Origin of the sequence: Bartonella sp. AA126HLJHH, from assembly GCF_042197425.1 — a bacterium.
In the GTDB taxonomy this organism is placed as follows: Bacteria; Pseudomonadota; Alphaproteobacteria; order Rhizobiales; family Rhizobiaceae; genus Bartonella.
In genome coordinates this window covers 1-10,298 of record NZ_JBHIRU010000027.1, presented here as the reverse complement: position 1 = coordinate 10,298, position 10,298 = coordinate 1, and the positions used below count along the sequence as shown (strand labels likewise).

At 38.2% G+C, this 10,298-nt stretch carries 9 protein-coding genes; all 9 read left to right on the top strand.

What is annotated here, in order from left to right; genetic code table 11:
* The first annotated feature begins 243 nt into the window (after window positions 1-243).
* The 9 genes from ACFIQC_RS08580 (at window position 244) to ACFIQC_RS08540 (ending at window position 9,838) form a co-directional block, all read left to right on the top strand.
* The gene (locus tag ACFIQC_RS08580; RefSeq protein WP_375612575.1) at window positions 244-393 is read left to right on the top strand and encodes a hypothetical protein; all 150 of its coding nucleotides are present in this window, start codon (window positions 244-246) and stop codon (window positions 391-393) included.
* A 63-nt stretch (window positions 394-456) separates the two neighbouring features.
* Window positions 457-1,647 carry a hypothetical protein gene (locus tag ACFIQC_RS08575; protein ID WP_375621765.1) on the top strand — a complete coding sequence of 397 codons (1,191 nt, stop codon included), beginning with the start codon at window positions 457-459 and terminating at the stop codon, window positions 1,645-1,647.
* The gene (locus ACFIQC_RS08570) at window positions 1,644-2,828 is read left to right on the top strand and encodes an MFS transporter (protein WP_375707027.1); all 1,185 of its coding nucleotides are present in this window, start codon (window positions 1,644-1,646) and stop codon (window positions 2,826-2,828) included. Before ACFIQC_RS08575 ends, ACFIQC_RS08570 begins: the two co-directional genes overlap by 4 nt.
* Before the next feature lie 208 nt (window positions 2,829-3,036).
* Window positions 3,037-3,711, top strand: a complete 675-nt coding sequence (locus tag ACFIQC_RS08565) for a hypothetical protein (RefSeq protein ID WP_375621763.1) — start codon at window positions 3,037-3,039, stop codon at window positions 3,709-3,711.
* Between the two features lie 10 nt (window positions 3,712-3,721).
* On the top strand, window positions 3,722-4,960 hold the full coding sequence (locus tag ACFIQC_RS08560) for a DUF2087 domain-containing protein (protein WP_375702955.1): 1,239 nt from the start codon (window positions 3,722-3,724) through the stop codon (window positions 4,958-4,960).
* A gap of 193 nt (window positions 4,961-5,153) precedes the next feature.
* Entirely contained in the window at window positions 5,154-6,389 is a 1,236-nt protein-coding gene (locus ACFIQC_RS08555; RefSeq protein WP_375674220.1) for an aminotransferase class I/II-fold pyridoxal phosphate-dependent enzyme, read from the top strand.
* 263 nt (window positions 6,390-6,652) lie between these two features.
* Window positions 6,653-7,618, top strand: a complete 966-nt coding sequence (locus ACFIQC_RS08550) for a RimK family alpha-L-glutamate ligase (protein WP_375667556.1) — start codon at window positions 6,653-6,655, stop codon at window positions 7,616-7,618.
* The gene (locus ACFIQC_RS08545) at window positions 7,605-8,783 is read left to right on the top strand and encodes an MFS transporter (RefSeq protein WP_375668009.1); all 1,179 of its coding nucleotides are present in this window, start codon (window positions 7,605-7,607) and stop codon (window positions 8,781-8,783) included. Before ACFIQC_RS08550 ends, ACFIQC_RS08545 begins: the two co-directional genes overlap by 14 nt.
* Window positions 8,771-9,838 carry a hypothetical protein gene (locus ACFIQC_RS08540; RefSeq protein WP_375707026.1) on the top strand — a complete coding sequence of 356 codons (1,068 nt, stop codon included), beginning with the start codon at window positions 8,771-8,773 and terminating at the stop codon, window positions 9,836-9,838. The genes ACFIQC_RS08545 and ACFIQC_RS08540 overlap by 13 nt, the downstream gene beginning before the upstream one ends.
* Window positions 9,839-10,298: the final 460 nt, after the last annotated feature.

Below are 10,298 nucleotides of genomic sequence, written 5' to 3'. Positions count from 1 at the left end.
TTTCATGCTTTAAAACATCTACCTGTCTACCTTTAAAGCAAATACATAAAAAGCTGCACGCATAGTGCAGCTTTTTTTGTAAATTCTTCTTAATCACTCTAAAATTCAGCCCTCTTATTTAAAATGCTCTTTGCAATCAACATAACATTTGACAAAAATAAAATCCATATTAAGAGGAAATAAGTGGTAGTTTTTTTATTTTGGTCATCATTGTTTTTCTATCAACTATAAGGGGGGAAATATATGAATATTTCACTTAATAAAGTAAAAAATGTTATTGAATTGGCTGCTGATGAAGTTGTGCCAACTATAATGCTTGATAAGTATGCACAGCGTAACGATACTCAAATTTGTCAAAATGAGCTTGATGTGAATGGTTCGTTAGAAGTTTAATAATGTATTGTTGATACAGATCTATTTACATATCTAACTTTAAAATTAAGTATATTTAAGTGCATGTTTCAGTTATTTTCAGAGAGCTTTTCTCAAAAGATTTGGGCTAAGCAAGCAGCTGAATTATCAATTTCACACATCCCTTTCGGTGAAAGGGATGTTTTGAATGCTTTAAGACAATACGCTCTACATCCTCATAAACTCTTAGCTCTTAATCCTAAATCCGAAGTAGTAACAGTGGTTAATGGAGTGCGGAGTCCACGTACTCTTTCAAACTTTCTTGTTTTAGATACGGATAGAACTATAGAAGAATATACTGCCCGCGTTGACCAATATGCCGAAGGACAAGAATGGGCGGTCATGTATTATGGATTATACGCTGCAACCCCTGTTCTATGGGATGTGGCAAAACAGTTTTCAGATCAATTAGCTCATTCTTTAGGTTTTAGGCCTGGTGGACGCGTAGATATTGACTGCTTCATCGGCCGATATTCCTCCACCCATGTTGGGATACATGTGGATCACGCTCATAATTTTGGTTTTACTCTACAGGATGGCAAAACAATGTTTGCATGGCCCAGTACACGAGAAGACCTCCAAGGGCTAAAATATCCTGAATATGAAGCGCATAAATTAACAGCAATTGCGCTGCAAAACCGTACAGACCGTGTTGCCTACTTTCCCCATGATGCTTTCCACGTTGCTGAAACTGGAAAAAATATCGCAGCAAATATCAATATTGCTTTTTGGGAAACAGCACACGATGCACAACATCATAAAAATTATGTCACGCATTTACTCCATCTTGATGATCGAACGCGACATGATATCCGCGCATCAGGAAGAGCAAATTTAAACCCTGATAATGCTTTTCAACACTCTGCACTAAACTCCGCCATCGCAAATGGTACCTTAAAACGCCATATGCTGGTTTCTCAATTAATTTGTGATACAAGTTCACGTTTATGCATCGGTCGCCCCCTTGTTGGCGTCTCCGAAATTGAAAATGGAATCACTCTTCGCCCACCTGCAACCCTGCAATGGGTGCCCTTAACTGAAACAAAAGAACTGCTCATCGCAGCAAACGGACATTGTGCAAGCTTTGAATATAGCTCTCATCTAGAGCATTTCCTTTCTCAACTTTCATCAGGAAAAAAACTAGATCTAGTAAAATTAAATGATACCCCATATAAATATGCACAGCAGGAAATTTTAAAAGCCGTAAAAGCCTTGGCATCTTGGGGAGCATTGTGACAAAGAAAAAATCCATAATTTTGTCCAAAACAGGGCTTTTCTTCGTTTTAGGCTTGAGCAGTTTTGCTGATGAAACCACTCAAGTCACACTTATTCTAAACTTAGCAAAAAACACATCCTCCATTTCAATGCTTCTGTTAGCAGGATTTATCGGAGCAATTTGTGCGGGACCTATTGCTCCGCATCTTTTGCATCACTTCAAACCTGCACGAACAGTGCCCATTATTTTATTATTTCAAGCAATATTCGTAGCTATAGCTGCAATCGCCAACCAGTTTTGGCTTTATATTGCCCTTTCTTTTGCACTGGGCTGTGCTGGTTCACTCTTTTGGTCTGCTATGCTTGTTACTGTGCCTGAATTGGTCAACAATGATCACCAACTAGATCGCATCAACCGCATTCTCCAAACAGTTCGTAATCTTGGCTATATTGCAGGACCACTGTTAGGGGGCGTGTTGTATGGAATATCAAACGGGCAAAAAGGGCTCTTTGCACTTTCCATCATGGTTCTCTGTGCAGCCTTTATCACTCTCTTCTGTTTTAAAAGTTTAAAAATACATACGCAAACAACAAACACAACACAGCAAAGCAAAAAAGGGCTAGACCTAAGAGTCCTCTTGCGTAAAAAAAATGTGGTCTATGCTCTTTCTCCCCTCATCATCACCATCATCCTTACCTCCACTCTAAGCGTATTGCTGATTGTTCGTATACGCACTGAACTAAACTTACGCGGAGAAGTCTATGGAATGATTGCAAGTATGTCGAGCCTCGGACTCGTGGTTGGTCCACTTTGCTTCTCCAGCCTTCTCCACCGCCTTGGTAATGCAGCGGGAGCATCACTAGCTGCCGCAACCATTGGCTTTGGAATTTTTTGTTTATCCCTAACACATATCATATGGTTGATGATGTTATCATCTTTCATCCGTGGAGGTGCTAACGGCGTGCAAAATGCTCTAATGGCAAGTTTTATGATGAAAGCCATCCAGAAAGAACAACGAAACAGTCAAATGCCCGCCTATATTTTCATCCTACAAACAGCCGTGTGCATTGGTTTTATCAGTGCAGGTTTTGTAAAAGTGCACCACACCCAATACACACTCCTTATCATCAGCATCGCCACAATGATCGCAGGCATATTAGGTTTTATCTTGAACAGTGCCGTACAAAAAAAAGGAATATGATAATGGTTAACGGACTTTGCTATCTTTGCTCTCAAGCAAACCATACACCCCAAAAGGACATGACAATCACCCCTCGATAAAATCGTTGTATCTCCCATACAACCCCACACCAACCAATAAGACTTTGATGAACCACTCTTGAGTGTGGAAGAGCTAACAACCATTCCCAAAATTTAGTTTATAGCAAAATAGAAACCGGTTTAACATCATGCAACAAGATCCTATAGGCTTAAACTTTTACAATGGAACAGGCGGCTATGTGTGGCAACTGGCAGACTATATGCGACATGATTGTCATGAGAGCTCCCACACACTTGAATTGCAAAAACCAACGCCGCCCATAGCCATCAATTCTTTCGCTGTCTACCCAAGTGAACTCAATCCTTTATCACGCGTTCAATGGGCAAAAGATGTACAAATAATAAAAAACAAACCAGCACTCATTGGCAAACGGCAAATACAACCCATCACCATTGTTTCTACAAAAGGAGCGGCATTTGGCGGATTCGACTTTCCCACATTTGAAGCACTTCGTGAAGGCTGCCTTGTCCAATCACTGAGGGAAATACAATTCAATGGTACTCTTCTTGCCTCTGGAAGTCTTTTGATATCACTTTTACGACACGGTCTCATCGAAACAGATCAAAAAGCATTTTCAGAAAATGATGCAACCGCTCTTTTACGAGAGCCAACATGTATTATCATAGATTCTTCTCTTGGCAGTCTTGCCATTAATCAACTCAATGGGCGTACAATCCGGCTTCATGAAAAAACAAAACATCTCTTGAAGCAAGCCACCACACCAATACGTATTCAATATCCGCTAGAGGATTCAATAAAGTTTTTTATAAAAGCAGGAATGCTACGATTGGTAAAATTATAAGGATAAAAAGATGCAGCTGATAAGACCTGGCATGGGAACAGAAAATAGTGCACAGCTCATTTATGCGCTTATTCAAATGGCAAGACCGCGCACAGTCATTGAAATCGGTGCTGGTGATAGTACGCGCTTGATTGCTAAAGCACTGCAAAAAGCAAAACAAGCATGGCAACAAGATAAAAAACTTTTAGAATCTTCCACCTGGGAAGAGCGCACAGCTTTGCTTGATCCTTCAGGAATCCTTGAGAATTACGAACCTCGGCTTATCACCATTGATGATTTTACAGTCGAAGGTCAATCAGCCGAAGAAGCATGGCAAGAACTGCTTCAAGGCGGTATTGAAAAAGATACTGTAACATTTATCCATGAGAATTTTTTCTCTCTTGATGATGAAACGCTCAAATCTTGGGGACCAATAGATTTTGCTTGGCTTGATGCTGGTACTCCCGCAGATGATGTGCGATTTGTTATAACCCTTTGGGAACACATCACCGCGGGTGGTTATCTTTGTCTACATGAACCAACCATAACAACAACAATTGCTCTCAATGGCGAACAGCGGGTTCGACGCGTCAGAACTCCTTTGTGGGAAGAAATTCTCTACCGGCTTGATGGCTCCTATGAAGCTTTAACACTCCCCGAAAACCACAAATATCGCCAAAGTGGTCTGGGGATTATTCGCAAACGCACCCCAGCCGAACAAATTGTACGCGCACAATCGCTCCAAGCAGAACTCATAGAAATCAATGAAATTCCCATTCGCAATGATCTTTTGCCCATGGGGAAAGAAACCCTTCACAAACGCAGCACACGCAATTCACTGATCTCTGCCATGACCTCACCGACACTGCGTACTGTTTATGCCGCCATTATCCTTGGTGCAAAAAATCTTACTGATATCCTCAAACATGTCGATTCAGATGCCAAAAACATTCACAAATCCATCAATCGCCTTTTGAATCTCGGACTTATTCACAACACAACAGAAGGATTTCAAGCCGAAGAGACAGTGTGGAAAATGCTAGAAAATAAACATGAGCGGAATAGGGAAAATTTAAGCGACCGCCATTTAGAAACAGAAGAGATGCTATCAAAAATTGGTGAAGCCTTTCAGAAGGACAAAATCTATAGCGAAACGGAAGTTTCCAAGATATGCAACCTCTTTACGATAGACTTTGCCCGATTACGACGCACTCTTGTTGAGAGAGGTTTTTTACAACGCCATGGAGGCAAATATCAACGCATGCGCTAAAAGAGATTTGAAAAATGATTAGCGAACTCTATCGTTTTTCTTCTCTATTTCAAGAGAATGAATAACCTTCCACTAAAAAAATATAATTTCATTAAAAGGTTACAAAATCATTCATCCCATTCATATGTTGACAATCTATGGAGATGAGATTAGCGTGCTCTCTTCGCAAGAGATGCAATGGGGAAGAACAAGAATGCGGGATGCCAATTGGTTATCAAATAGGATTAGAAATAGTCAAAATCATCAGGAGAAGATATGGAATCAAGGTCTCAATGACCTTACGATTGTTGCACGAACATCAGGGCGCGGTATTGTTGCTAAATCAGGAAAGACTTATATTGATTTTATGTCATGTTCGTATCTAGGGCTAGAACGTCATCCAGCGTTAAGTGATGCTGTAAAGTCTTCCGTAGAGAGATTTGGTGTGCAATATGCAGCTGCGCGAACGCGTGCGAAATGTATATTATTTGATGAGCTTGAGTTAAAGCTAAACACCATTTTTCTTGATTCCCACTCTGTCATATTTAATTCCGTAGGTGCAACCCATCTTGCAGTTATGCCCATATTAGGTTCAGGAGAACTTCCAGGATATCCTATAACAGCAAATGGTGTTGTATGGATTATCGATAAAGAAACGCACGCATCAGTGCAAATTTTACGTGGTATACTTGAACAATTTGGAAATTATATAAGAATCCCATTTAAAGATATTGCAACACTAGAGAAAAAACTACAGGAAAGTGAATTACAAAATAGAACGCCTGTTTTGATATCTGACTCTCTCGGTTCTATGGGAGGAGCAAATGACGTTAAAAAATTAACCAAATTAGCAAAACTCTACGGTGGATATTATTATGCGGATGATGCACATGGCACCTCAATCATAGGAAAAAACGGCTGTGGTTATACACTTCATTTATTAGAAAAATACGAAGAGAATCTTATTTTAATTTCTTCTTTGTCAAAAGCATTTGGCTCTCATGGTGGTTCAGCATCATTTAGCAACAAAGAAGCTGCATCGTTTATTAAGAAATATGCGCTTAATTATATTTTTAGTGGCCCACCTTCTCTCCCAGGAATAGCAGCTTGCCTTGCTTCTGCAGATATTCATCTTTCACAAGAAATTAACCAACTTCAACGTGAACTGCATAAAAATATTTCTTATTTTGATCAAAGAGTCTCCAACATTGAGGTACAGGAACCGCTAAGTCCCATTAGATCTATCTTTATGGGTGCTGAAGACAAAGCGATAAGTGCCTCATATAATTTAAGAAAGCGCGGTTTTTTGGTTACAGCGGCAATGTATCCAACAGTGGCTAAAAAGAAAAGCATTATTCGCGTAGCGATATCAGCAGCACACACTAAACATGACCTCGAAACATTTGCAGCAAATATGAATGAATTGACAGAGCTTTCCTCTGCTTACTGAGATCATAACAGCTTATAAAAATGCGTCCGCAATATTACAATTAAAGCCTATGGCTTTGAAACCAACACATAGAAAAGATTTCTTCTAAATCATGCAAACGCAACTAAAACCACAAGACCGTTTTAATCAGCTCATGGCTAAAATAATAAAGAAACGCACTCAACACCAATATCAATCGTTAGCGGCTTTATACATTCTCAAAGTCGATGAAATAATTAAAATATTTTCTCTCCATCAAATATCGTCATGAAAAGGATTTAGCAATGGAACTTTATTGGATTGTTGCGCAAGAAGAATATGCCAACGCACAAGATATAGAATATTCCTATTCAGAATATACAGAAGAATTTAATAAAAGAGGCATCAAATTCCAGTTTTTAAAATTAGAAGACTGCCTTATCAAAGCAAATCATGCAGATGAATTTATTTTTTTATATCAAGGTATTCCACTGAATCCAGATCATTCTGCATATATTTTATCCAAAGCAGATCTAAACCCACAAGCAAGAGCCATCAGTCTCACATTAAGAAATTATTTTAGGATAAGTGGTACACACCTTCTTAACGAATGCATTTATGGCATAGAAAATCTTGAGTGGGATAAGATTGCACAAATGGCATTAGCACGTAAGCTAGGAGCTCCAGTGCTTCCATTCACGATGTGTGGCTATCATAAACAAACAGTACCTACAATCACATCTTTTGTTTCATCAGAATATAAATCTTTCATTTTCAAACCCGTTAGCTCAGGAATGGGATTTGGTGTCATTAAATCAGATGGATTACAACATGCAATGAGTATAGGAAATCTGATTTCAACTTCTTCTTCTGAATATTTTTTAATGCCTTTTGTAAAGGATGCACAGGATGTAAGATTTTTCTTCATATCAGGAAAACTCTGTTTTGTGAAATTTCGCACACCTCAAGGAGACGGTTATATTGGAAATGTTGCACGCGGCGGCAAAAATACGATTCTTACTGAAGCAGCTTTTATAACCGCATATGGCAAGAAAAAATTCTATCCTGAAATGCTCGGTATTTCTAAAAACATCGTAGAAAAAACAAAAAACAATATTCTTGCAGTGGACTGGCTGGTGAATCAAGAAGGATACTATTTCAACGAAATGTGCACAGCAGAAACAGGGCTGACAAAACTTCCTCAAGAGATACAACAAAATGTATTTGATCATTTAACGACACTTCTATGGAAATTCCATGGGCAAAAATAAAATAACTTTTTTCATCTATAGCACAGTTTTTCTTTCTGAATTTTCCTTTTTCTTTGTACTCCCTCTGCTTGGAAACTCTTCTCTCATAACTGCTGCCAATGTCGCTTTTTATCTCGCTGGATCAGTAATCCTTGAAAGCATTCTCATGGTAACCACAACGGGTTTATTAGAAAGATTTTCGCGTAAACTCTTAATGGCTACCGCCTTTATTTTAAGGAGTAGCGCTTTTGTGTGCATTATCCTATCGCTCACACCTTCTGCATGGTTGATCTTTTTTACCTTAATGGCTTTTTCGAAAGCAATTTCAAAGCCATTTTTGAGAGAAATTTTATCAGAACATCTGAATAAAAATGCTCTTAAGCGCGCATTAACTCTCTATTCTTTTTTTCAAAATGCTGCTGTCGTTATCGCCCCTCTTGTTGCAACAAGTGCTATAAAATACAACGCATCGACCTTCTTAATGGTTTTTTTTGCACTCATTGGTTTGTATCTTTGTGTTCTATCCATTCAAATTGTTTATCATTACCCACATAAAACATTATCTCTTGAAAAGAATAAAAAAATAAAGAATCCTTTTCTTTCTTCTTTAAAAACAATAATACATAATCGTTCTATTGCTTATTTGCTGGTCACGGCTTTGCTTTGTACATTCCTCATGGGAATTTTCATCACCACCACAACACTTCTCAGTAAATTTGACAGAAATCTCGCCCCTTATAGTGGAATTTTCTTTTCAATTGTTGGCATCAGTATTTGTATCTGGCAAGGAATAATCAATAAACATCTCAGCCTTTCTGATAAATCAACTTTCTACCTATTATGGCTTATGGGAAGTTTCGCTGCATTTTTCCTCATGGGTGGCGTCTTTACCGCTGTGACTGCGTTAATTGCCTACAGTGTCTATGAATCTGTCATGGTTCCAGAAATATACTATCAAGCAGGGAAAACAACTACATCCCTCTCTGCCAGTGTTCTTTTTAGTTATATTCTTGTTATTTCAAATATTGGCCAAGCTGCCGGCTCATGGACAAGTGGATGGATCATCAGCCATTTCAACAATCACATCGCTTTCACCTTTTGCATGATTGTTGGTATCTCCGCCTTTGCTTCTTGCCTTTGCCTCATGCAAACTAAAAAAAATAAGGAACTTCAATGTCACATATAATTTTTGCTACTGGGGGCACAACAAGGGTGCCCAAAACACTTCGCCATAAATGGCTCAATTATGAGTTTGTAACACACTCTGCGGCAAAGAAGCTCGAAACTGTCTTTAAAGATTGCTCTGTAAACGCCGTTGCAAATTGTCTCACAGCTGGAGGATTATGGGGGGGATTTTTATTTGCACATGAAATTTGTAGACTGCTCAAAGTAACATATTATCCATTTGCCTCTATGGTTGATCTTGAGACTTTGAGTTCAGCTATCGAAGAATTTTCTATCGATACCATCATATGCCTGCCAAGTTTTGCGGATAAACTTATTACAATATCTCGGAAGCAAAAATTAAAAACTCTAAAAAACCTATTCTATCTTGGAGAAGCCTTTCAAGCTGAATCTGTGTCGAAAATAAAAGACATAATCCTTGAATTAGATATTAAACCTCTTAGCTTTACCACCCAAGAAACTGGTCCAATAGGATTCCAGTGTTCCAAGATTGATGGTGACATTTATCATCTTTATGATCACATTCAAGTAAAGTCAAATCCTGAAAATGATGAATTAATTGTCTCTGTTTTTTATCCTGAAGATGCACCATTACTTGAACACGCCACAGGTGATGTTGTTCATATTGCATATGATCAATCATGCGATTGTGGCTATCATGGCCATACCTTACACCTGAAAGGAAGAACACCAACTTTTTATAATATTATGGGAACTTCAATTTCTGTACACGATTTTACAAATGTCTTAAATCTTCAAGGTTGCACTCTCTCGGCTACAGATATTCAACTCATTATAATCAATCAATTTGAGAACGGTGTTGGCGTTTTATTGTTTATTGATTCACGTTACGATATTGAGAGAAATGCCCTTTTATCATCCCTCTCATCCTCTTATCTGATAAAAGACATTATCAATAAATCACAATTTTTCCATGTTTGCTTTATGCAGAAATCTCAATTTATTCGCTCCTCAAGCTCTGAAAAAATAAAATCCTTTTTTCAAACGACTGAATATCCTATAGTGCTTGATGGTGATTTAGTAGAAATTAAATAAGATAAGATTATAAACTTCATCGATAAGTTCTTCATTATCACTGGAACCTTATACGTTTTTTTTCCTTGCTCTTAGCGCAATAAGCCTTTCCATAAAAGCATTTCGAATAAAATAAAACACGACCTTTAAAGTAATTTGCACAAAAGTATATTTAAGGTAGGGTAAGAAATCATCCGATTTGTAGCTCCTTATACAGAGGATAGGGATATGTGCCCTTGCGCATAGACATGTGATTAAGTTCAAGGAAAGGTAAAAGCGTAAAAGAAAGCAGCTCCTCTTTTAGTTTATTCGAACCTTTTAAGTACAAAAATTACAGAGCTTAAATTTTAGTTGAACAACCCTTATTGTAAGGGTTAGGCTGTTAGTTGTAAGGTATTATCTCAACTAAGAAGAGTTTTTAGATTTATTGTTTTAGAGAGAAGAAAGCATTCTCTCCCTGCCTCTGCCTACTACTGCTTCA

Excerpts from the sequence above, each read along its gene's own strand:
- ACFIQC_RS08580 (WP_375612575.1), top strand. The coding sequence starts at position 244 with ATGAATATTTCACTTAATAAAGTAAAAAATGTTATTGAATTGGCTGCT.
- ACFIQC_RS08575 (WP_375621765.1), top strand. The coding sequence starts at position 457 with ATGTTTCAGTTATTTTCAGAGAGCTTTTCTCAAAAGATTTGGGCTAAG.
- ACFIQC_RS08565 (WP_375621763.1), top strand. The coding sequence starts at position 3,037 with ATGCAACAAGATCCTATAGGCTTAAACTTTTACAATGGAACAGGCGGC.
- ACFIQC_RS08560 (WP_375702955.1), top strand. The coding sequence starts at position 3,722 with ATGCAGCTGATAAGACCTGGCATGGGAACAGAAAATAGTGCACAGCTC.
- ACFIQC_RS08555 (WP_375674220.1), top strand. The coding sequence starts at position 5,154 with ATGCGGGATGCCAATTGGTTATCAAATAGGATTAGAAATAGTCAAAAT.
- ACFIQC_RS08550 (WP_375667556.1), top strand. The coding sequence starts at position 6,653 with ATGGAACTTTATTGGATTGTTGCGCAAGAAGAATATGCCAACGCACAA.
- ACFIQC_RS08545 (WP_375668009.1), top strand. The coding sequence starts at position 7,605 with ATGGGCAAAAATAAAATAACTTTTTTCATCTATAGCACAGTTTTTCTT.
- ACFIQC_RS08540 (WP_375707026.1), top strand. The coding sequence starts at position 8,771 with ATGTCACATATAATTTTTGCTACTGGGGGCACAACAAGGGTGCCCAAA.